At 50.5% G+C, this 21,756-nt stretch carries 22 protein-coding genes; 6 read left to right on the forward strand and 16 right to left on the reverse strand.

Annotated elements, in window-relative coordinates; genetic code table 11:
• Positions 1-5: 5 nt before the first annotated feature.
• Positions 6-914, reverse strand: coding sequence for a fructokinase (gene mak, locus OGV57_RS15625; RefSeq protein WP_054528140.1), 909 nt, complete (start codon positions 912-914; stop codon positions 6-8).
• Positions 915-1,005: 91 nt separating this feature from the next.
• Between mak and rdgC the strand changes: the two genes are divergently transcribed.
• A complete protein-coding gene (rdgC, locus tag OGV57_RS15630; RefSeq protein WP_003021479.1) occupies positions 1,006-1,917 on the forward strand; it encodes a recombination-associated protein RdgC in 912 nt (303 codons plus the stop codon).
• A gap of 49 nt (positions 1,918-1,966) precedes the next feature.
• Here rdgC and ppnP read toward each other — a convergent pair whose 3' ends face one another.
• The 5 genes from ppnP to OGV57_RS15655 form a co-directional block, all read right to left on the reverse strand.
• Positions 1,967-2,251, reverse strand: coding sequence for a pyrimidine/purine nucleoside phosphorylase (gene ppnP, locus OGV57_RS15635; protein WP_003021477.1), 285 nt, complete (start codon positions 2,249-2,251; stop codon positions 1,967-1,969).
• A gap of 71 nt (positions 2,252-2,322) precedes the next feature.
• Positions 2,323-3,000: an AroM family protein gene (locus OGV57_RS15640; protein WP_003830963.1), complete on the reverse strand. Its 678-nt coding sequence runs from the start codon at positions 2,998-3,000 to the stop codon at positions 2,323-2,325.
• Positions 3,001-3,246: 246 nt separating this feature from the next.
• The gene (yaiA, locus tag OGV57_RS15645; protein WP_003021472.1) at positions 3,247-3,438 is read right to left on the reverse strand and encodes a protein YaiA; all 192 of its coding nucleotides are present in this window, start codon (positions 3,436-3,438) and stop codon (positions 3,247-3,249) included.
• Between the two features lie 26 nt (positions 3,439-3,464).
• Positions 3,465-4,010, reverse strand: coding sequence for a shikimate kinase AroL (gene aroL, locus OGV57_RS15650; RefSeq protein WP_003836009.1), 546 nt, complete (start codon positions 4,008-4,010; stop codon positions 3,465-3,467).
• Between the two features lie 186 nt (positions 4,011-4,196).
• The gene (locus OGV57_RS15655; RefSeq protein ID WP_003021467.1) at positions 4,197-4,652 is read right to left on the reverse strand and encodes a YaiI/YqxD family protein; all 456 of its coding nucleotides are present in this window, start codon (positions 4,650-4,652) and stop codon (positions 4,197-4,199) included.
• 189 nt (positions 4,653-4,841) lie between these two features.
• Between OGV57_RS15655 and proC the strand changes: the two genes are divergently transcribed.
• Positions 4,842-5,651 (forward strand): pyrroline-5-carboxylate reductase, encoded by an 810-nt coding sequence (proC, locus tag OGV57_RS15660; RefSeq protein ID WP_003021462.1) that lies wholly within the window; start codon positions 4,842-4,844, stop codon positions 5,649-5,651.
• Positions 5,652-5,668: 17 nt separating this feature from the next.
• On the opposite strand, the gene adrA is transcribed toward proC, so the two are convergent.
• The 5 genes from adrA to OGV57_RS15685 form a co-directional block, all read right to left on the reverse strand.
• Positions 5,669-6,784: a diguanylate cyclase AdrA gene (gene adrA / locus OGV57_RS15665; protein WP_085954043.1), complete on the reverse strand. Its 1,116-nt coding sequence runs from the start codon at positions 6,782-6,784 to the stop codon at positions 5,669-5,671.
• 91 nt (positions 6,785-6,875) lie between these two features.
• Entirely contained in the window at positions 6,876-7,196 is a 321-nt protein-coding gene (gene psiF, locus OGV57_RS15670; protein ID WP_054528139.1) for a phosphate starvation-inducible protein PsiF, read from the reverse strand.
• 97 nt (positions 7,197-7,293) lie between these two features.
• Positions 7,294-8,709 carry an alkaline phosphatase gene (phoA, locus tag OGV57_RS15675; RefSeq protein ID WP_054528138.1) on the reverse strand — a complete coding sequence of 472 codons (1,416 nt, stop codon included), beginning with the start codon at positions 8,707-8,709 and terminating at the stop codon, positions 7,294-7,296.
• Between the two features lie 104 nt (positions 8,710-8,813).
• Positions 8,814-9,056 carry a sigma-S stabilization anti-adapter protein IraP gene (locus OGV57_RS15680; protein WP_049015728.1) on the reverse strand — a complete coding sequence of 81 codons (243 nt, stop codon included), beginning with the start codon at positions 9,054-9,056 and terminating at the stop codon, positions 8,814-8,816.
• Positions 9,057-9,304: 248 nt separating this feature from the next.
• Positions 9,305-10,501 (reverse strand): multidrug efflux MFS transporter, encoded by a 1,197-nt coding sequence (locus OGV57_RS15685; protein WP_003021445.1) that lies wholly within the window; start codon positions 10,499-10,501, stop codon positions 9,305-9,307.
• Positions 10,502-10,802: 301 nt separating this feature from the next.
• On the opposite strand from OGV57_RS15685, the gene ddlA reads away from it, so the two are divergent.
• On the forward strand, positions 10,803-11,897 hold the full coding sequence (gene ddlA / locus OGV57_RS15690) for a D-alanine--D-alanine ligase (RefSeq protein WP_003021442.1): 1,095 nt from the start codon (positions 10,803-10,805) through the stop codon (positions 11,895-11,897).
• Between the two features lie 23 nt (positions 11,898-11,920).
• Here the strand turns inward: ddlA and OGV57_RS15695 are convergent, their stop codons facing one another.
• Positions 11,921-12,139 carry a DUF2754 domain-containing protein gene (locus OGV57_RS15695; protein WP_003021440.1) on the reverse strand — a complete coding sequence of 73 codons (219 nt, stop codon included), beginning with the start codon at positions 12,137-12,139 and terminating at the stop codon, positions 11,921-11,923.
• A 263-nt stretch (positions 12,140-12,402) separates the two neighbouring features.
• Between OGV57_RS15695 and OGV57_RS15700 the strand changes: the two genes are divergently transcribed.
• Positions 12,403-12,726 carry a DUF2755 family protein gene (locus OGV57_RS15700; protein ID WP_054528137.1) on the forward strand — a complete coding sequence of 108 codons (324 nt, stop codon included), beginning with the start codon at positions 12,403-12,405 and terminating at the stop codon, positions 12,724-12,726.
• Here OGV57_RS15700 and OGV57_RS15705 read toward each other — a convergent pair.
• Together OGV57_RS15705 and sbmA are read right to left on the reverse strand one after the other, a co-directional pair.
• Positions 12,711-13,814: a DUF1615 domain-containing protein gene (locus tag OGV57_RS15705; protein ID WP_003847631.1), complete on the reverse strand. Its 1,104-nt coding sequence runs from the start codon at positions 13,812-13,814 to the stop codon at positions 12,711-12,713. The genes OGV57_RS15700 and OGV57_RS15705 overlap by 16 nt on opposite strands.
• 16 nt (positions 13,815-13,830) lie before the next feature.
• On the reverse strand, positions 13,831-15,051 hold the full coding sequence (sbmA, locus tag OGV57_RS15710) for a peptide antibiotic transporter SbmA (RefSeq protein WP_044699333.1): 1,221 nt from the start codon (positions 15,049-15,051) through the stop codon (positions 13,831-13,833).
• 384 nt (positions 15,052-15,435) lie between these two features.
• Here sbmA and ampH point away from each other — a divergent pair, with 384 nt between their 5' ends.
• Positions 15,436-16,593: a D-alanyl-D-alanine-carboxypeptidase/endopeptidase AmpH gene (ampH, locus tag OGV57_RS15715; RefSeq protein WP_003021428.1), complete on the forward strand. Its 1,158-nt coding sequence runs from the start codon at positions 15,436-15,438 to the stop codon at positions 16,591-16,593.
• A 1-nt stretch (position 16,594) separates the two neighbouring features.
• On the opposite strand, the gene iprA is transcribed toward ampH, so the two are convergent.
• Together iprA and ehaB are read right to left on the reverse strand one after the other, a co-directional pair.
• Positions 16,595-17,218 (reverse strand): hydrogen peroxide resistance inhibitor IprA, encoded by a 624-nt coding sequence (iprA, locus tag OGV57_RS15720; RefSeq protein ID WP_003847633.1) that lies wholly within the window; start codon positions 17,216-17,218, stop codon positions 16,595-16,597.
• 89 nt (positions 17,219-17,307) lie between these two features.
• Positions 17,308-20,232, reverse strand: coding sequence for an autotransporter adhesin EhaB (gene ehaB, locus OGV57_RS15725; protein ID WP_048233156.1), 2,925 nt, complete (start codon positions 20,230-20,232; stop codon positions 17,308-17,310).
• A 508-nt stretch (positions 20,233-20,740) separates the two neighbouring features.
• Here ehaB and hemB point away from each other — a divergent pair.
• Positions 20,741-21,715: a porphobilinogen synthase gene (gene hemB, locus OGV57_RS15730; RefSeq protein ID WP_054528136.1), complete on the forward strand. Its 975-nt coding sequence runs from the start codon at positions 20,741-20,743 to the stop codon at positions 21,713-21,715.
• Positions 21,716-21,756: the final 41 nt, after the last annotated feature.

Here is a 21,756-nt window from a genome sequence, read left to right on the forward strand (position 1 = left end):
ACCGTTTATACGTGCGGCCACAGCCAGGCCGCGCCGCGCACGCCGCTGGAGTCACCGTGCAACGCCTGGCGTAGAGGCGTTTCACACTCGCCGCCAAAAACAAATTGCTTCATCAACGTCGGAACGTTTTGATACAGTCGATCGACATTGCTCATTCCGCCACCCAGCACAATGACGTCCGGATCGAGAATATTCACCACATGTGCCAGTGATTTCGCCAGACGAAGCTCATAGCGGCTCAACGCTTGCTCCGCAAGAGTATCCTGCGCATTAACAAGGCTGATAATTTCACTGCCTTTGAGCGGCTTACCGCTCAGGCGCTGGTAGTCGGTGGCAAAACCGGTCCCGGAAATGAAGGTTTCAATGCAGCCTTGTTTGCCGCAATAACAGGGGACTTCCTGCCGATAACGCAGCTCATCTTCGTCCATCCACGGCAGCGGATTATGCCCCCACTCCCCTGCGGTACCGTTACCGCCCGTGTGTGCCCGACCATTCAGCGCCACGCCTGCGCCACATCCGGTGCCGATAATCACCGCAAACACGGTTTGCGCCCCCGCCGCTGCCCCATCCACCGCTTCAGAAACCGCCAGACAGTTGGCATCATTTGCCAACCGCACTTCGCGATTCAGACGCGAACTCAGGTCTTTGTCAAAAGGTTGCCCGTTAAGCCAGGTCGAGTTGGCATTCTTTACCACCCCGGTGTAGGGCGAGATTGAACCGGGAATGCCCATTCCCACGGTTCCCGTCTGCCCGGTGGCGTTTTCCGCCATCTCCACCAGCATGGCGATGGTTTCTATCGTTTGCCGATAATCATCACGCGGCGTGGGCAGGCGATGGCGAAAAAGCTGTTCGCCCGCATCGCCAAGCGCAATAACTTCCGTTTTCGTACCGCCCAAATCGATACCTATACGCACTGTTTGCTCCTCTTCCCGATTAACAATGCAAGCATAGCGACAATTCGCTATCATGCCCGCTGGATTTAACGACAAGGCCGTGGAAATTATCATGCTGTGGTTCAAAAATTTAATGGTTTACCGTCTTAGCCGCGATGTTTCTTTGCGTGCCGAAGAGATGGAAAAACAGCTGGCATCAATGACGTTCACCCCTTGCGGTAGCCAGGATATGGCAAAAATGGGCTGGGTTCCGCCGATGGGATCGCACAGCGATGCATTAACGCATACCGCCAATGGCCAAATTATTATCTGCGCCCGCAAAGAAGAAAAAATTCTGCCGTCGCCGGTTATCAAACAGGCGCTGGAAGCCAAAATATTCAAACTGGAAGCTGAGCAAGGTCGCAAACTCAAGAAGACCGAAAAAGACTCACTGAAAGATGAAGTTCTGCACTCATTGCTGCCGCGCGCCTTTAGCCGCTTCAGCCAGACAATGATGTGGATCGACACCGTCAACGATCTGATCATGGTCGACTGTGCAAGCGCGAAAAAAGCGGAAGATACGCTGGCGCTGCTGCGTAAAAGCCTCGGTTCGCTGCCGGTCGTTCCGCTGACGATGGAAAACCCTATTGAGCTGACGCTGACCGAATGGGTTCGCTCCGGCACAACAGCACAAGGATTCCAGTTACTGGATGAAGCTGAACTGAAAGCGATCCTTGAAGACGGCGGTGTGATCCGCGCGAAAAAACAGGATCTGGTCTGCGACGAAATCGCCGTGCATATCGAGGCGGGCAAACTGGTCACCAAGTTGGCCCTCGACTGGCAGCAGCGTATTCAGTTCGTTATGTGTGACGACGGCTCCATTAAGCGTCTGAAGTTCAGCGATGAGCTGCGCGATCAGAACGAAGATATCGACCGTGAAGATTATGCTCAGCGTTTTGATGCCGATTTCATCCTGATGACAGGTGAACTGGCGGCGCTGATTAAAAGTCTGGTGGAAGGATTAGGCGGCGAAGCGCAACGTTAGCCCTGTTTAGCGAATGGCGACACAATATCGCCATTCGTCATTTTTACGCTTACAAATAGCGGCAAAGATAGGATGTTGGCTCTGCTACTTGCAGATGAAACTCACTGTTGCCCGGTACGTTAAACACGTCTCCTGCGGCATAGACTTTCCACTCGGTTTCCCCTGGCAGCAGCACGTTCAGTGCGCCACTAACCACCGTCATCTCTTCAGGCGCCGCAGTACCAAAGGTATATTCACCTTCAGCCATCACGCCTACACTGGCGCGGCCAGTACTGCTGCTGGTAAAACCGATCGATTTTACTTTGCCGGAAAAGTATTCATTACTTTGAAGCATACAACTGGCCCTATCTCGTGATTAAGTTAGGAACCAATATAGGGGGCTGACGTTCCACCTGTCACGCAAAATTACGCCAGCAATTCCGAAGCTAGCCGGGCAATCAACACATTGGACAGCAGAACCGGGACATCCAGCGACTTTTGCAGTAAATCACGATGGCGTTGATGAAAACCCAGGCAGTCCAGCATGAGAACATCAGCGCCTTGCTCAAGGAGATATTTCCCGGCATCAATCAGCTGTTGTTCAGAACCTTCTACTGGATTAGCTACGGCATACACTGGTGGCGTTTGTAACACCTGCCACTTTTGTGTCTGGGCTTTGAGCAATTCAGCAACAGGTACTATGACCCCAACCTGATGCCCTTCGACAATCGAAGCCACTAACGGGGGAATAATGCGTATGGGTTCCAACAAGATGCTATTGCGGGCGGTCAGACGGGTGATTGAGGCGGTACTCATCAGCAGGATCACATCAAATCCCTGATTATCGAGAACCTCCACAATGCTTTGCAGCGAGCGTTCCACTTTCTGACGTGAGACATGAGCAAGTTGGTGGTCGCTAAGCAGTGTTAATAACAGCTCGTCACCGGGTGAAGCCCCGTACTCGGCCATCACATCTTCTCGCTGCATCTGCCCCAGCAGACTGTGGTGAGTAATGTGCTGTTCATCAATATATTCCGTCAGGAGCGGTAACATCTCACACATCGGCACAACGCCAATCGTGAGGATAGCCAACGACGTACTCATTTGTTGCTCCACCGTCTTCTTACTTTGCTGTGAAATCCCGGATAAGTGCCGGGCGCTGACCTGTGCTACAAATGCTCAAAAGCGTAGCAGTAGATCGGCGGTGTATTGTGTAAAGATTCCAGATCATTCCAGTACTGGATTGTTATTGTTTAATTTTCAATTTTTACTGTATACAGCGAAATTTAAAAAAATGTGATGCACGCCCGGACTGGCACTTTTAAGACTCGTGCCAGGGCGGTCTTCGTATCAGGTTTTATCGGGGTCTTCGTAGCGTTTTTTAGCATCCATCGCTTCCTGAGCCGAAGGATGCTCACTGATCAACGAATTCGGTTTAGGGTGATCGGCTCGAAGTTGATACCAGGTTACCGTCTGGCCTGGCGTCCCTTTTTCAACCGTAACAATGGTCGCTTGACGTGGGTAAGGTGGTTGTGTCGGCATAGTTCTTCCTTTTCACTGGATGAACATTAAGTATAGACACCGCCCTGCAACCGTGGCGCTGCCTGCGCCAGTATCCCAAGAATGTCTTCCACCACCTGCGCAGGCGCATTAGTGGCATCAACGATATAGTGCGCGGCTTCGCGATACAAAACATCTCGCTGGGCGAGCACTTCCTGCACTTCTTCAGTCAACGGCTTGCCGGTTAAGGTCGGTCGTAATCCTTCTTCAGGCGTCGCCTCCAGACGATCAACCAGTACCGATACCGGTGCGCTTAAATAGATAACCACGCCGTGGCTGCGCATGTAGTGACGGTTAAATTCGGTAAGAATAATACCGCCGCCGGTCGCAACAACCGTTGCTGGTGCTGTGACAGCCTGCAGAGCGGTCGTTTCCTGGGCACGAAACCCTTCCCACCCTTCTCTTTCGACGATTTCCGCCACGGTCATTTGCACGTGCGATTGCAACCAGCGATCGGTATCAACGAACTGGAAATCAATAGCCTTTGCCAGCGCCATACCGGTTGTCGTCTTACCACACCCCCGGGGGCCAACAAGAAAAAGAGGTTGCGTCATCACAGAATTTCCCCAGAGAGCCGCCAACAAGCGGGATCTGATGCGGTTAAAAATATAATCATATCATCAAACTAGTACACAGCCAAAACCGTAAAGAAAAAATTACATAAAGAATGGCGAGATGAGTTAACCCCTACTATAACAAGAATTCACAACGAATAAAGTGTAAATAATAAATTACACACACTATTTTCTACGCTGAACTTCCAGCCACCACTTATCCAGTTCAGCTGCAAAATGCTGTCTGTCGCGGGACGAAAGGCTGTCCGGCCCCCCGGTCTGAATACCGCTAGCGCGTAGCGTATCCATAAAATCACGCATCATCAGACGCTCGCGGATCGTGGCTTCGGTATAACGTTCGCCACGCGGGTTAAGCGCCGCCGCACCTTTTTCAATCACTTCAGCCGCCAGCGGAATATCTGCCGTTATCACTAAATCACCAGCACTGCACTGACGCACAATCTCGTTATCAGCCACGTCAAAGCCCGCAGGCACACGTAATGTGCTGATGAAACGCGAAGGCGGGACGCGCAGGCTTTGGTTGGCCACCAAAACAAGCGGCATTTGCATGCGCTCAGAAGCGCGGTACAAAATGTCTTTAATCACATTCGGACACGCATCGGCATCCACCCATATTGTCATAACTTCTCCCCACTGTTGTGCTGCCGCACATTGTCGCGTGCTTTTACTTTCAGGCAAAGTGCTGTTTCTCCTTCTGAACATATTCATTCCGCGCTAAGCTTAGCTTTCCCAGATTTACCCCAAATACTTCAAGTTACTTGAAGTAATTAGGGTATAAAACAATGAATATCATCCATAGGGAGTGACAAGATGGACAAGAAAATTGGTTTTATCGGCTGCGGTAATATGGGCAAAGCCATTCTTGGCGGCATGATCGCCAGCGGTCAGGTTCTCCCCGGACAAATCTGGGTCTATACCCCTTCCCCCGATAAGGTCGCCGCGCTACACGACCAGTACGGCATTAATGCGGCGCAGTCTGCACAAGAAGTCGCGCAGATCGCTGATATTGTTTTTGGGGCTGTAAAGCCAGGCATTATGATTAAGGTGCTGAGCGAAATTACCTCCAGCCTGAACAAAGACTCCCTGGTCGTCTCAATTGCCGCAGGCGTCACCCTCGATCAGCTTGCCCGCGCGCTGGGTCACGACCGTAAAATCATTCGCGCGATGCCAAACACGCCGTCGCTGGTGAACGCCGGAATGACCTCCGTCACGCCAAACGCCTTAGTCACGCCGGAAGATACGGCTGACGTGCTGAATATCTTCCGCTGCTTTGGCGAAGCTGAAGTCATTGCGGAGGCAATGATTCATCCGGTCGTTGGTGTCAGCGGTTCAGCACCGGCCTATGTATTTATGTTTATCGAAGCAATGGCAGATGCCGCCGTTCAGGGGGGAATGCCCCGCGCGCAGGCTTATAAATTTGCGGCACAAGCGGTAATGGGTTCGGCGAAGATGGTGCTGGAAACGGGTAAACATCCTGGCGAATTAAAGGATATGGTGTGCTCGCCAGGTGGAACCACCATTGAGGCGGTACGCGTCCTGGAAGAACGCGGTTTCCGTTCATCAGTAATTGAAGCGATGATTAAGTGCATGGAGCAATCGGAAAAACTCAGCCGCTCCTGAGTTAACACCGCCGGACGTCATGCCGCCGCTTCAGTGCGGTTACGTCCGGAATTCTTTGCTTTATAGAGCGCCATATCTGCTGATTTTAACCATTCTCTATAGTGTTCAGTTTCAGATGTCAGCGGCGCAACGCCCACGCTAATGCGCAGGTCAACCTGCGGCGCGCAAGATAAACGCAGTTGGGTAAGCCGTTCGTGAACACGAGACATCGCTGCAATCGCGCTGCTCGCCGACGTGCCACACATGATTACCGCAAACTCATCACCGCCAAAACGCCCAATCACATCGCTACCGCGTAAGGTCATCTGTAACTGGCGGGTCAGTGCAACAATGGCCTGATCCCCTACGTCATGGCCCCAGGTATCATTGATACTCTTAAAATGGTCGATATCGATGATAAGAAGCGTGGCATCACGCTGATGGCGGCGGCAATTATCAAATTCATTACGCAGCAACAGTTCCCAATGACGTCGGTTATACACCCCGGTCATCCCATCTCGCGTACTCATAACCTGTAAGCGACGTTTATGTTCTGCCAGCCGGATGAGCGTCTTATAACTCACCCAGGCAAACAGCAACGGGTAAACCACTAACACTGGCAGTGACAGCAGCACGCTCAGCTGCGTACTGCTAAAAGCCATGGGGATATCCGTTAACTGTAACGTCACCAGGCAGGAAACCACCATCAACACGGCGCCTGCGATGAAGACTCGCATACCTCCTGCGCCCATCAGGTTGATACAGATAATCATCAACAGCGCCGTGGATGGCAGCAAGTTTATCCCCATAATCCCCATCCACATCCCGGCGAGGATGGCATCGGCTTTTAAGTTGGTATATTCGCTATGCAGTGGATCGACAGCTTTACTTGCCAATTGCCATGCCAGATGTGGCCAGACAAATGCCCATCCCACCAGCAAAAGCCACCAGCCTCCGGTTATTGGCTGAGAAACTAATACCGACGCGATAGGGAAAAACATTCCCCCCAATCCCACTGCTCGCGGCAGCCTGATTCGTCGGGCAAATCGCAGACCGGAACGTTGGTGGTCATTTTGATGAAGCAATATAAATGCTTCATTTGAGACGACCTTCTTTTGATAAAAATTTTCATCATTCATCGTATTTGGGAATATTCTGAAACAAATTTCCCAAATTATAGGAAGGGGTCTGGCGGCGGAAGTATGATATTTCGGGTGAGCGATTTTATCTGCTCACCCGGAAGTGCTAAGCAGATTTTTTCAGGCAAGCACTCATAAACTTATTACGATCATCGCCTTTCAGAGACTGCTCCGTCGCCTTGACGTTGCATTCACGCATTTTCTGCTGCTGCGGCGTCAGACTCTTTTCCTCAGGCCCAGATTTACTGTTTTTCAGGCAATCACTCATATACGTCTTACGCGCATCCCCTTTTAAGGTTTGCGCCGTTGCCTGCTGATTGCAGGTGGTCATACGTTGTTGTTGCGGGGTTAATGCCTTCTCGGCAGCACCGACGGTAGTTAAAAAAATAAGACCAAAAAGCAACGTCATTAATAATGTAATTTTCATAGCACCATCCTTTTCTGAACGACGACACACAGGTAAGTTTGGCTGCTAACGATAAAAAAACCACCCGACGGCAAAAGTATTGCCGCCGGGCGTCGGGTTATTTCAGTCCTAACGCCGCTTTCATGGTGTAGAACAGGTCGGTTTGATCGGTCAGGCCAACCACATTCGCCGCATGAGGGCCATAGGCTGCAATACGCAGTTGGCTGCCGGTGTGCTCCTGGGACTCTTCTTCAGAGTTGCCATAGCTAATGACCATCACCGCACCATCTTTGGTGTTCAGCGCTTGCGTTAAACCGGGTGCTTTAGTATCCGGTGCGACTATCTGGCTGGCATGCGCGTGGTCAGCGGTTACCACGACCAGGGTGTTGCCATCTTTCTTCGCAAAAGCAAGCGCACGCTGCACCGCTTCATCCAGATCGACAGTTTCACCAATTTGTCCACACGGGTTAGCGGCGTGATCTTGTTTGTCGATTGACGCGCCTTCCACTTGCAGGAAGAAGCCTTTCTCATTTTTGCTTAACAGCTCAATCGCTTTATCCGTCATCTGTGCCAGAGTCGGCACGCTGTCGTTACGTTTTGGATTTGGCGTGCAGGTCACTACCGGCTTATCCAGATTTCCGTGATAAGACGCTTTCGGGCCTTCCCAACGCACTGGCATATTACCGTCAGAGAACAGACCCAACAGCGGTTTATCCTGATTCGCTTCGGTAATCGCCGCCAGCGTCGCGGTATCACTCACCATCTGGTAACCACGGGCCTGTGCTTGTTCACGCAGCGTTTTACCCTGCCACTCACCTGCCGTAGCTGTTTCAGTAAAAGTTTTTGCCCCGCCACCTAACGTAACATCCGCACGGGCATTCAATAATTGTTCGGTAATCGACCCTTTACCGCCTTTTTCCAGCGCGTTCGTCGGACATTTTTCAGCCGTCACGCTCGGGCCATAGCATTTACGCGAAGTGACATGGGCAACCAGTGCGGCAGGCGTGGCATCCTGCAATTCAGCCGTGGAAACGTTGCCTGTCGCCAGACCCGCCGCTTTGGCCATTTCCAGAATAGTAGCGTGATCTTTCTCATGAATATCAACGCCCAGAGCACCATTGTAAGTTTTAACACCGGTCGTCCACGCCGTCGCCGATGCTGCAGAATCTGTCACATAATCGGGCTTGCCGGTTTTCTTATCTAACGCATAATGTGTGTATTGTCCGGTCAACGGTAAAGCATCAATACCTTTAAAAAAGCCGCCCGCGCCTTCAGCATAATTTCGCGCTGCCGTTATTTCGGAATCACCCATCCCATCGCCAATCAGTAAAATAATATTTTTGGCCGGTTTGTCGTTCAGGGATTCGCGCAGAGCCGCGGTTTGGTCGGCAGACAATCGGCGAGCGCCACCCGGCGTGGAGATATCACCTTGAGCGGCACGATTATCCAAAACCGCTACAGTAGATGTTTCTGCATTAATACCCGGGGTAAACAGCAAAGGTAACAGGGCAATAGCGAGTGCGCTTTGTTTCACTTTATATTCTCCATGTATAAATACGGTAAAATTAAAACAAAGCGACTATAAGTATTTGATGTGACACTTTTATGATAATTTGTGGGTGCCCCGCCACAGATGGTTCAAAACGCTTTTGGTACGATCTCGCAAGCGTTATGTATGTTCGTGAGAAACGCGGGCATGCGGTTTACATCAGCCAGCGCCCCCTCAATTTGACGAATAAATATTTGCCGATCGTTCCACGCCATATTGCGCAGCATTTCGATGATTACCCGCTCTAACGTTTCGACCTGTACCGCCAGTTCTTGCGACTCTTCTTCTTTTTGCGCGAGTTTAAGTAACAACTCAGTGACGAGGTTTTTCATTTGCCTATTCCCTTAACAAAATATGGGTCACGTTATCATTAAGGCTCACGACTGCCTAGAGGATGAAAGTTGTATTTTTATAAGTAATAAAACGATTTGCGAAAACAATCACAACACAAAATAAGGGTAAATGCGTCTTGACGCAGAATGATTCAATATAAAAAGGTAAGAAAATTAATAATCACACAAATATATAATACACAATTATGGATTAACAACGCTGACAGGCAGCGTTGTTAATCAGGAGCTCAACGCCCCCCGCGCCGACGTCGCAACGCAATAGCCAATTGCCAGATATTGATAAGCACAATGCTTGCTGTAGCAATGAACACCCAACGGAACCCCGCCATTGCCGAAACCGTCGCCCCCATTAATGGCCCGGCGACGTTGCCGAGATACATAAATGACTGGTTATAACCAAAGATGCGCCCGGTTATCTGGTCGCTGGAGTATTTCACTAACAGCGTCTGCACCGCCGGCAACATCGCACCGTCGGCAAAGCCAAGCAGAAAACGGAGAACTCCCAACTGCAACGGCGTGGTGACCCACGACATAGCGAAAAACAGCACCACCGCGAAGATTAACGTCGCCATTAAAATCCGCTCAGTACCAATACGGTCGCCTAATTTACCAAGTCGAGGCGCGGAAATCAGAGCAGAAATGCCCGGTACTGAGGCTATCAGCCCGCTGAGAAAGGCAATATTCGAACTATCTGGGACCATTGATTTAATAAACAGCGCCAGAATTGGCCCAATTGAACCGTTACAAAGTTGAATCACCATGGTGGTAAAAAACAGGCTGATCACCAGCGCCGGATGTGAAAGCGAGGCAAATACGGCCTTCCCACTCAGACGTTCGCTTTTTTTAATCGTAGGACGAACGCCCTCTTTGATCAAAAACAGTGTGACCAGAAAACTCACCACCAGCAAAGCGGCGGTAATACAGAATACCGCCCGTAAGCCAACGTGATCGGCAATAAAGCCCCCCATTAACGGTCCACCAATGACACCGCTAATTTGCGCCGTCGACAGCGTACTCAGCGCCCAGCCGCTGCGTTCACGCGGAACCTGTGACGCGACCAGCGCCATCGCATTAGGAATATAACCGGAGGTTAACCCCATCACCCCGCGCAGCAGAAAAAGCTGCCAGACGTTAGTAGCAAATGCCTGTAGCAAAATCGCAATGGCCATACCCAGTGAGGCCCGCAGCAGCATTAGCTTGCGTCCTTTGCGGTCGGCTAAACTGCCCCACATTGGAGAGACAATAGCTGAAATCAGGAAGGTGACGCTGAACGTTAATCCGGACCACATTGAGAGCGCTTCATGCGAGGTCACGCCCAGTTGGGAGATATAGAGTGGTAAAAAAGGCAAGATTTGGCTAATCGCCAGTCCGGTAAAAAAGCACCCGAACCAAACGGAAATAAGGTTAACTCTCCAGGATTCCATAAGGACTCATAACGATAAGTAGCTGAAAACTGCGAGCAGCTTAACAAATTACTTAGCTGAATAAGGGTCCACAGGTGCGATAAATCACAGTTTAGTATTTTATCTTCCCGCTCATCATATTTGTGATACAGCTCACATCAAACCCATAATATAAGCAGGGGATTATGCTTCGCGTGCGAGCCGCTTCTTTGTTGTGTTCTATTCCCCTGTCGTCAGCCAAAACAATCTGCCAGAAGCCGAGGAAACCTGCGTTTTGTCGTGGTAATGTATGTGCTTTGCATTCATGGAATGGGTTTTTAAGATGGCAAAGTTGCGGGTAGGAATCGTATTTGGTGGTAAATCAGCGGAACATGAAGTGTCATTGCAATCGGCAAAAAATATTGTCGATGCCATCGACAAGACTCGCTTTGACGTTGTGCTGTTAGGTATTGATAAACAAGGGCAATGGCACGTCAGCGATGCCAGTAATTATCTGCTCAATTCAGACGACCCGGCGCATATTGCATTGCGACCTTCTGAGACCAGCCTGGCGCAGGTACCGGGTAAACAAGCGCACCAGTTGATCGATGCACAAAACGGTCAACCGCTGCCGACGGTCGATGTTATTTTCCCGATCGTACATGGCACTCTGGGTGAAGATGGCTCTCTGCAGGGTATGCTGCGCGTGGCAAACCTACCGTTCGTAGGTTCTGATGTGCTGGGTTCTGCGGCCTGTATGGATAAAGACGTGACCAAACGTCTGCTGCGTGATGCCGGATTAAACATCGCGCCATTTATCACGCTCACTCGCGCCAATCGCAACAGCATCAGCTTTAGCGAAGTGGAATCCCGCCTGGGTCTGCCGTTGTTTGTAAAACCGGCCAACCAGGGATCGTCCGTTGGCGTCAGCAAAGTAACCAGCGAAGCCCAATACGATCAGGCCGTCGCGCTGGCATTTGAATTCGATCATAAAGTCGTGGTGGAGCAAGGGATCAAAGGCCGCGAGATCGAATGTGCTGTACTGGGCAACGATCATCCGCAGGCCAGTACTTGTGGAGAGATTGTGCTGAACAGCGATTTTTACGCTTACGACACTAAATACATTGACGATAACGGTGCCACAGTTGTCGTTCCGGCAGCAATTGCACCAGAGATTAACGACAAGATCCGCGAAATCGCCATTCAGGCCTACCAGACACTGGGCTGTGCCGGCATGGCGCGCGTGGACGTTTTCTTAACTGCTGAAAACAACGTTGTGATCAATGAGATCAACACGCTGCCAGGCTTTACCAATATCAGTATGTATCCGAAGCTGTGGCAGGCGAGCGGTTTAGGCTATACCGATTTGATCACTCGCCTGATCGAACTGGCGCTGGAACGCCATGCTGCGGATAGCGCGCTGAAAACCAGTATGTAAACCCGCCAGGATGCCTGATATAGCTATTGGGCATCCTTTACTTCATCATCTTCAACGCGGCGACGGATGATTAATCCGGCCAGCCAAAAGCTAATCACCCAGGTCACCAGCCCCACCGCATAGGTTTGCCACCCCTGCGCTTCAAAACCGAGTAAGCCCACCACGCCGTTGAGAATAAAGATAAGCCCAATAGCGAAGGCATAATAGTGCCAGTCTCGGCGGATTTTAACAGGCAGGTTCATAACGGCTCCGGTGGATATACAACATGAAAACGCATCCTCGCACATTTCCTCATACACGTCTGTGGCCTGTGCGGAATTTCTGAAATGTAAATTAATTTCACTTAAAGTTGCGTAATTGTGACGCTAAGCAAAAAACCGAAATCCAGGAATAATCTCTACCTGAAATTACCATCATTCTGATATTGACATTGCCGATCACCTGTCAGACTCACTTTCAGTTACAGGCATTACGTCAAAAAAGCAGGTTATTTCCGGAGGTCTTTATGGCTGATTTTACGCTCTCAAAATCCCTGTTTAAGGGCAAGCATCGGGACCCCTCCTCCCTGCCCGGCAACATTGCGTATGCCGTATTTGTGCTGTTTTGCTTCTGGGCAGGCGCGCAGATTTTAAATCTGTTGGCCCACGCTCCCGGCATCTATGAGCAGTTGATGCAGTTGCAAATGCAAGAGACAGGGCGCCCGCGAGTTGAAATCGGCCTGGGCGTCGGAACCCTTTTTGGACTGGTCCCTTTTCTCGCCGGAAGCCTGATTCTTTGCGCCATCGCGGCATTCGCGCGCTGGCGCCGCCGTCATCATAACGATGACTGACCCATACATTTCGCCCGACGATCGTCCACGCGTTTAGCAAACCACGCGGTAGTCAGATTACGTGTGATCTTCGGGCTTTCCAGTTGAATGCCAGGCAGCATCTCACGGGGAAGCGTTTTCCCGGCCTTCGCTTCCGCCAGCTTATAGACTTTCTCGTACAGCGCGGTCTCTTCAAAGGCCAGACTGTCGCCTTTTTGCAGCTGACGGCGGATCTCACTCTCGCTCATGTCCAGCTTCCCGGCCAGTTTACGTACCGCCAGCTCCGTTTTGCCCGGCTCGCTGCTGCCATAGAGAATTAAATCACCGTCCATCGCCAGCTTCACGCCGCTGGCTTTACTGACCGCATTCTGGAAAGCTGCATTGCGGCTGGCATACCACCCGGCATTGAAATCGGCGAAGCGGAAAATTGGCGCACTGTAATTCGCCGGGTAGTTAAGCAGATGATACGTACCGAACCACAGCCCACCGCGGCGGCTAAATACTTCCTGGCGCACGGTTCCCGCCATTTTCCACGGGTAGCCGCTGGCATGCTGCTCAGCAAAGGCGATGCTAACCTGCATCGGCCCACCGGTATGCACCGGATTAAGCGAACCAAATAACGTCTGCCCCATCGGTACCATGTTGATAAAATCATCAAAGATCGCGCTAAGCTGTTTTTCGGTTTTCACCGTATCCAGGCGCTCGCTGTAGCTTTTCCCCGTTGGCGAGTTAATCTTCAGCGCGGTATGCACCACAAATAGCGGGATGTGCATACGCTCGGCACGACGATCGATCTCTTTCCAGGCGATTTTACTTAAGTTCGGCACGGCTGGATCCGCCTGGTAATTTGACTCCTGTTGCGCGACCGCCAGCACCGAACAGATATTTTCAACCGTCGGCGCCAGCTTCTGGCTTTCAAAAGTCTTTGCCAAATCCTGCGCCCATGCGTCCCGGTCTTTCACGCTGGCGGGCATTTTCTGGCGCACCACGCTCGCCACATCGACGGCTTTCTCCCCCTTTTTTAGCGGCTGCGCGGGTTGGCTACTACATCCCACCAGCACCAGTGCTGCCAGACCAGACAAGGGGTAAAGACGGGAAACCGTCGACATAACATCTCCTTATTATTTAACTCAGTGTATGGGTAACTTCCTGAATATCCTGACCATCAAGCTCTCGTTCAAAGCTGCGCAGACGCTTATAAATAGACATCAGTTCCACTAACGTTGTCCAGGAGTTAATCAGATACTGGAACGAGCCGCGCACCTGGCCAAACACGTTGGTGATTTGCGTCATCAGGCCGAGCGTAATCGTACCGGCAACAATCGATGGAAACAGCAGGAACAAGCCGAAAACGTTATCAACCTGCAGATAAAGAATTCGGGCGATATTGAAGTACATATAGTGAAAATAGAGACGGAAGTAATTTTGGCGTACCGCATGAAACAGTTCACGCACCGTCGGTGGCGTCGCACGGTTGCCATCATCTTCGCCATAGACCAGTTCTTTACGATAGGCCGCTTCCACGCGCTGGTTTTTAAACTCCAGCCCTGGAAGTTTTATCCCGACCACGGCCAGCAAACCGGTTCCCATCAGCGACCAGACAATCGCGGCAATCACCAGGCCATAAGGCACATGTCCAACAATCGGCAGGTCAGGAACATGGGCAGAGAGCGTAACCAGTACAGGCAGGAAGGCAATCAGCGTCATAATCGCGTTGATAAAGCTGACGCCCATATCTTCCAGCGTAGAAGCAAAACGCATGGTGTCTTCCTGCACACGCTGCGCTGCGCCTTCGATGTGACGCAAATGCTGCCAGTGCGCCATATAGTGTTCGTTCATCGCGGTACGCCAGCGGAACACGTAGTGGCTGACGAAGAAGTTGTTCATCACGCCAATGACCACGGCTATCAGCGCAATGCCGAGAAAAATGCCAACTTCATGATAGAACTGCTCAATCTTCACCTTGTGTGGTGTGCTGAGCGCAGTTTGAATTAGGTCATAAAATGGCGCGTACCAGGCGTTGACAGCGACGCCGACTTCAACCAGAAACCAGGTCACAAAAATAATCAGCGATGTGCCCAGAATAGACCAGTACTGCCAGCGGTGTGGGCTGTAGAGAAACCAGAACAGCGCGAACACTCCGACACAAAGAATGTAGTACGCATAAAAAATCAGATAATCCAACGACCAGAAACGCGCTGCGCTAATAGGTACGTCTCCCGACGCGCCGGTAATATGTGCAACCCAGGCTCCCCCACCTGCTTGCCAGAATACAACAGCGACAAATGCCCAAATAAATGCCGAAATAAAGAACGGCCCCGGCTTTGGGAAAAAAGACTTAAACATAGTGCTCTCCTGCTAACTTCTTATCGTTATGACGACTGCTGTGCATTTGCCACCGTGGAGTGCGGAGGCCAGACGGCTTACGCCCAAAAACACAAGCTGAAACCGACAATTGTGACCAAAACCGAGGCACTTAGTTCGCACCTCGGTTATGAAGAATTGTTTCTGTGGTTTTCACACTCGACAACGTTCCAGTATGTGCAGATTATCACAGCGTGAGATCACAAAAGCGAACATCCGCAATCCAGGAAACTCCTACGTTTACTCATCGTTACGTTTTTCCCACTATCATTGGTTGATAAGCGCTTTGCAATACGCCGATGAGTAGTATAAATACGCATACGCACGACATCCTTTTTCACTTTCTCTAACTCATGGACACCACCGTTGAAACGTAGTCTGCTTTTTTCTGCCGCGCTGTGTGCGGCGTCATTGACATCAGTCCAGGCGGCACAGCCTATAACCGATCCGGTTTTCGCCTCCGATATCGTCGATCGTTATGCCGACCATATATTTTACGGCAGTGGTGCTACGGGGATGGCGCTCGTGGTGATTGATGGTAATCAGCGCGTATTTCGCAGCTTTGGCGAAACGCGTCCCGGTAACAACGTCCATCCACAGCTTGATTCCGTGATTCGAATTGCCTCAATCACTAAATTAATGACCAGCGAAATGCTGGTGAAATTGCTCGATCAGGGCACGGTCAAACTCAACGATCCATTGAGTAAATATGCACCTCCAGGTGCACGCGTGCCGACTTATCAGGGCACGCCGATTACGCTTGTGAATCTGGCGACGCATACCAGCGCGCTGCCGCGCGAGCAGCCTGGCGGCGCGGCAAAGCGCCCGGTGTTTGTCTGGCCAACCCGCGAGCAGCGCTGGAGCTATCTCTCTACTGCCACGTTGAAAGCCGCACCGGGTTCACAGGCATCTTATTCCAACCTGGCGTTTGACCTGCTGGCCGATGCGCTGGGAGCGGCCTCTGGTAAGCCTTATCCGCAGCTGTTTGAAGAAAAAATCACCCGTCCGCTGGGGATGAAAGACACCACCTTTACCCCGTCCCCCGATCAATGCCGACGCCTGATGGTCGCGGAAAAAGGCGCCAGCCCCTGTAACAATACGCTGGCGGCAATGGGCAGCGGCGGTGTCTATTCTACGCCCGGCGATATGATGCGCTGGATGCAGCAGTATCTCTCTTCTGACTTTTATCATCGTAGCCAGCAGGCCGACCGGATGCAGACGCTGATTTATCAGCGTACGCAGTTAACTAAAGTGGTGGGAATGGATGTTCCAGGCAGAGCCGATGCGCTTGGTTTGGGCTGGGTCTACATGGCGCCGAAGAATGGCCGACCGGGAATTATTCAAAAAACCGGCGGCGGTGGTGGTTTCATCACCTATATGGCGATGATCCCACAACAAAACGTCGGGGCGTTTATCGTGGTGACCCGTTCTCCGCTAACCCGTTTTACCAATATGAGTGACGGTATCAACGATCTGGTTGCAGAGTTGAGCGGGAACAAACCGCAGGTTATTCCCGCATCCTGAGTTAATACTCAAAAGGCAAACGGTTAATGCTCACCAGTTTGCCTTTATTCATTTCAATGTAACCACCTTTACGCAAAGCCGCGAGAACCTCAGCGACAACCGAGCGGGAAATTCGCGTGCGTTGGTGAATATAGTTCATGACGCCGATACGCGAACGCAGTACGTCGTCCCATTTCATCATGGATATCAGCGTCGCGCGAATCTGATCGTAGGAGTTATTGCCGATCAACTGCAGATCTCGCAATTCAAGCATGGAATTTTGCCATGCCAACCAACAAAAAGCTTCACGCCAAAGCTGGCACTCTTCAATTATATTAATTGTTTGTGAGGCAGGTAGATGGTATCCCGTACAATCGCTTTCCGTGATTAATCTGTATTGTATATCTGTTTTCATCACGCCATCTGAAAGCCCCATAATAAATGGCGCCTGCGCAATACCGACCAGCACATTCTCCCCTCGCCTCAGGGAAATTACACCATTTAAAATGATAAAGGTATCGTCACTGTTTATATCACTGGAATAAATTATTTCTTTATCGTTATCACACTCAAAGTGTTTGCCATATTTCGACAAACATTTATCAAGCTTACCAAATTCCACAAGCGGTTTATTTGCAGACAACATCTGAGCATTCCTTGCAATAAATGCCCGTCAAATCCGTGACGGGCATTTTTCTGAGTTAGATTATCTTTTCTTTAACAACGAGAGATGTCTTACCAGGTATATTTAACGCCAACATTTGCAGACCAGTCTTGATCTACATCACCACCACCGAGGTAGTTAGCATCGGTGTAGGCGCTGAAGTTTTTGGTAAAGCTGAACTGAGTACCCAGTCCAACACGTACCGCAGAACCTTCTACACCGTTGTCGATAGAATCGCCGTTTACGTCAGAATCGTTGTTAGAGTCGTCGTAAACGTAGGCCAATTTGAAGTACGGAGTCAGCGCCTGATCTTCGCTATAGGCGAAGGTATAACCTGCATCTACACCGAGTTCATAGCGCATGCTGTCATAAGACTGACCGTCAACTTTCATGTCGTTGCTCAGCTTATAATCATCACCAGACTGGAACAGACCGGATACGCTGCCGTATGGCGTTACGTAGCCTGCGTCACCCAGCTTCAGGTCATAACCCAGTTTCAAGCCAAAGCCCCAGGCATCAGAAGAGGTGCTGCCATCAACATACTGACCGTTGCTCATGTTAGCAGACAGATCGTTGTTGAAGTGGGAGTAGCTTAAGTTACCGTCAACAAAGATGTTGTTGTCAAAGCGAGCAGAAGAGTAGATGTAGGCAGTCTGGCTATCCTGATCCACCTGACCGGTACGGTCGCTCATATCACCTTTCGCGAAGCCTGCTGCAGCACCGACAATCCACTTAGCGTTGTTACCATCAATTTTGGAATCAACACCAACCATGATGCCGTTAACATCCTGATCGTAGTTAATGGTGCCGTTATCTGCATCGAAGCTACCACCGAAGTAGCTTACCCATGCACCACCGTTATCAACCAGACCATGACGTGCGTTAGTCAGACGAGTACCAACGGTGTCTTGTTCCAGGTTCCAGATATTGGTGTTAGCAGACGGGATGCTCAGCGCCATGTTCGCGTAGTCTGTCAGTTCCATCTGCTGCAGAACAACGGTGTTACCCTGCTGCTGTGCCTGATAGGTGTAAGCACCGAGGTCAGCTTTGTTGGCTGCAGAGAAGGTCGCGTTGCTGTTCGTGTCGTTAACGTAGATCAGCTCGTTACCTTTGTAATCAGCAACAGAGCCTGCGCCGGTCGCGTTGTCGATACGCACTTTATAGTTACCGGTTGCTGCCGCGACATGGTCACCGTAGTTATCAACTTCAGACTGATCGCCTGAGGTGTCGGAATCGCCGTTACCGTTGATAGTCAGATGACCATCAGAGTTCATCGCGATCACGCCATAACCGTAGTTAGCCTGGGTCGTATCGTTGGTACGATCGTTGGTCAGGTCAGCATTCAGTACATAGTTAGTGCTGTTGATGTCGAAAACACCCGCATTAACATGGTTGTAAGCGTCGGTGTAGCTGGTCAGATTCAGCGTATCAACCTGCAGTGCATCACCTGTGCTGTTACCCACATCCAGAACACCGTTGTTGGTAACGTTGATGGTGTTGGCATACAGTGCAGCACTTCCTACACTCCAGCCAGCAGCAACATCATCAGCAATTGTCACGGTACTGTTGTCAATAGACAGGGTATCGGTCGCAACATGACCATCTTCGTTGATGTTCAGTGCAGAACCACCGGTCAGGCCAATAGTGTCGGAGATCAGGGTAGAATCACCCACGTTGACGACGGAACCGCTGTTGATGCTCAGGGTATCAATCAGAGACGTTTTGGTGGTATCCCACTGTGAAGCGCCGTTCAGCGTGACGTTGAACAGACCGCTCTGGTAAACAGCGTTGCCAACCACATGACCATTTTCGTCATAAGAGGTCGTGTCGCTATCAATACCGTAGGTTGAATCTGGCCACAGGCTGTTAGCGGTGATGTCGATCAGCGTAGCGGTGGCTTCAGTACCCGCAGCGTAGCTGTCATAAACACCGTCACCATCAACATCAACCTGATGTACGGACATGGCCGCGCCAACCCACTTGCTGCCGTTGTTCAGAGTCAGATCCAGACGGTCAGTACCATCCCATCCGTTGGTATCCAGATCGGCATCGGTATCACGATAAGTATCAGCACCGTTCGGGAAGAAGTTCTCGTCAAAGTTGCTGGAGAACAGCACATCGCCCATCAGCGTGGAATTATTAAACGTGGCGCTGGTCTGCATCGCGTTATCAGCATTCGGATGAGCAATAACCGCTAATGCTACATCATTAGCGTTCCAGCCGTTACCGTTGTAGTCGCTCGCATTGCTGGTGTTGCCAAACCAACCGGAGGTACCTTCATCAGACCATGAGCCAGAGGTCAAGGTAGAATCGGTAACAACAATGGTGTTGTTAAACACTTCGCCGCTATTTACGCCAGTGCTGACGGTATTATCGTCAATATCTTCCCACTCATAACCCTGAGTCAGCGTAATACCCGCAACGTGAGAGTTGTTGGAGATAGACAGATCAACTTCTTGATCCAGCGTGATAGCCGTCCCCAGGTTATAAACGTCGACAACGTGCGTGTCAGCCGCGTCATTATACGTACCGTTGTAGGTATAATGTTCGTAGTTGTCATCAATCGTTGAGTTGATAACGTTCATCGCCAGGCGATCGTAGTAGTAGTCGGTACCTGTACGGTTAGTACAATCCGTGGTCATACATTCGGATGTCACCATACCATGAATGGTACTGTTTTTAATCGTCAGGCTGTTGTTATTGGTGTTAGTAGACAGCCCATCATCCAGATAATAAGTAGAAATAACGCCGTTGACAGTAGCGTTATTGATTACCGGATAAATATCACCGTTATAAATACTATCGGTGTCGTAATTGTTCCACCCGACATATCCATCGTAATAGACGCCATCAGCATAAGATGCATCATTATAATGGGTAAACGTTGTGTAGGCGGTCCCAGAGATATCAGTAGAAGCATTCGCCTGAGAAGTGATTGCCAAAGTGCAGGCTAATGCTAATTGTGAGACTACGAGTTTCTTTTTCCAAGTGTGCATTTGTCATCCCTCCTCAGGGACGTAATATAGTTGATCCATCAATTATCAATGCAAAGAAAACATTTTATGTTTCGCAGGGACGATTATGCGGTTTCATTAAGGAAAGGTTCAATTATTCTTTGCCCGTTGTCCGAAAACGGACAACGTAATAAATCCAAGTTACGCCATTTAAGAAATATAAAAACCAACACTTTCAATCAATTAAAAGCTAACCAACATTCAAATCATACAATTCACTAATGAATCAGAACGCAAACAAATATATAGCTAATAAATAAACAAAATCTATACACCACGCTATAAAAGCAAACACATAGATATTTAAAATAATAAAAAAATAATAAACAAAATAATGAATATAAATAAATTGCTATGCTTGTGAATAAATTGTGCTAATGATTCATCCCTTCGTTACAGGAAATCCAGATATAACGCCAACTTTCGTAAACCACACGCCCTCAGGTTCGGGTATACTACGGCCTTCGATTCCACAAACATCAGGCATACCATGACAGACCTAATCCAACGCCCTCGCCGCCTGCGCAAATCTCCCGCGCTGCGCGCTATGTTTGAAGAGACAACACTCAGCTTAAATGACCTGGTGTTGCCGATCTTTGTTGAAGAAGAACTCGACGATTACAAAGCTATCGACGCCATGCCAGGCGTGATGCGTATTCCAGAGAAGCACCTGGCGCGCGAAATTGAACACATTGCTAATGCTGGCATCCGCTCGGTGATGACTTTCGGCATTTCCCACCATACGGATGACACCGGTAGCGATGCCTGGAAAGAAGACGGCCTGGTGGCGCGCATGTCGCGTATCTGCAAACAGACCGTGCCGGAAATGATCGTCATGTCCGACACCTGCTTCTGCGAATACACCTCACACGGCCACTGCGGCGTGTTATGCGATCACGGCGTGGATAACGATTTAACCCTTACCAACCTCGGCAAGCAGGCGGTGGTTGCCGCCGCAGCGGGTGCGGACTTCATCGCACCTTCCGCCGCAATGGATGGTCAGGTACAGGCGATTCGCCAGGCGCTGGACGCCGCGGGCTTCACCGATACCGCTATCATGTCCTACTCCACTAAGTTTGCCTCATCTTTTTACGGCCCATTCCGTGAAGCCGCGGGCACCGCGCTGAAAGGCGATCGTAAAACCTATCAGATGAACCCGATGAACCGTCGGGAAGCGATTCGCGAATCGCTGCTGGATGAAGCCCAGGGCGCAGACTGCCTGATGGTCAAACCGGCTGGCGCATACCTCGATATTCTGCGTGATATCCGCGAGCGCACCGAGCTGCCGATTGGCGCTTATCAGGTCAGCGGTGAATACGCGATGATCAAATTCGCGGCGCTGGCGGGGGCTATAGATGAAGAGAAAGTGGTGCTGGAAAGCTTAGGGTCGATCAAACGCGCTGGCGCGGATCTGATCTTCAGCTACTTCGCACTGGATCTGGCTGAGAAAAAAATTCTGCGTTAATAACGCCTAACCGGGCCTACAGGTCGTAGGCCCGGCAAGTG

Origin of the sequence: Citrobacter sp. Cf087 (assembly GCF_030334285.1) — a bacterium.
Classification (GTDB): Bacteria; Pseudomonadota; Gammaproteobacteria; order Enterobacterales; family Enterobacteriaceae; genus Citrobacter; species Citrobacter freundii.

Coding starts and splice junctions, on each gene's coding strand:
- rdgC (WP_003021479.1), top strand. CDS start 1,006: ATGCTGTGGTTCAAAAATTTAATGGTTTACCGTCTTAGCCGCGATGTT.
- hemB (WP_054528136.1), top strand. CDS start 20,741: ATGACAGACCTAATCCAACGCCCTCGCCGCCTGCGCAAATCTCCCGCG.
- OGV57_RS15640 (WP_003830963.1), bottom strand. CDS start 3,000: ATGAGTACGTCGTTGGCTATCCTCACGATTGGCGTTGTGCCGATGTGT.
- sbmA (WP_044699333.1), bottom strand. CDS start 15,051: ATGTTTAAGTCTTTTTTCCCAAAGCCGGGGCCGTTCTTTATTTCGGCA.
- OGV57_RS15685 (WP_003021445.1), bottom strand. CDS start 10,501: ATGGAATCCTGGAGAGTTAACCTTATTTCCGTTTGGTTCGGGTGCTTT.
- psiF (WP_054528139.1), bottom strand. CDS start 7,196: ATGAAAATTACATTATTAATGACGTTGCTTTTTGGTCTTATTTTTTTA.
- OGV57_RS15705 (WP_003847631.1), bottom strand. CDS start 13,814: ATGTCGACGGTTTCCCGTCTTTACCCCTTGTCTGGTCTGGCAGCACTG.
- proC (WP_003021462.1), top strand. CDS start 4,842: ATGGACAAGAAAATTGGTTTTATCGGCTGCGGTAATATGGGCAAAGCC.
- OGV57_RS15655 (WP_003021467.1), bottom strand. CDS start 4,652: ATGACAATATGGGTGGATGCCGATGCGTGTCCGAATGTGATTAAAGAC.
- yaiA (WP_003021472.1), bottom strand. CDS start 3,438: ATGCCGACACAACCACCTTACCCACGTCAAGCGACCATTGTTACGGTT.
- iprA (WP_003847633.1), bottom strand. CDS start 17,218: ATGTTGTCTGCAAATAAACCGCTTGTGGAATTTGGTAAGCTTGATAAA.
- OGV57_RS15700 (WP_054528137.1), top strand. CDS start 12,403: ATGGCTGATTTTACGCTCTCAAAATCCCTGTTTAAGGGCAAGCATCGG.
- OGV57_RS15680 (WP_049015728.1), bottom strand. CDS start 9,056: ATGAAAAACCTCGTCACTGAGTTGTTACTTAAACTCGCGCAAAAAGAA.
- aroL (WP_003836009.1), bottom strand. CDS start 4,010: ATGACGCAACCTCTTTTTCTTGTTGGCCCCCGGGGGTGTGGTAAGACG.
- ppnP (WP_003021477.1), bottom strand. CDS start 2,251: ATGCTTCAAAGTAATGAATACTTTTCCGGCAAAGTAAAATCGATCGGT.
- ehaB (WP_048233156.1), bottom strand. CDS start 20,232: ATGCACACTTGGAAAAAGAAACTCGTAGTCTCACAATTAGCATTAGCC.
- OGV57_RS15695 (WP_003021440.1), bottom strand. CDS start 12,139: ATGAACCTGCCTGTTAAAATCCGCCGAGACTGGCACTATTATGCCTTC.
- ddlA (WP_003021442.1), top strand. CDS start 10,803: ATGGCAAAGTTGCGGGTAGGAATCGTATTTGGTGGTAAATCAGCGGAA.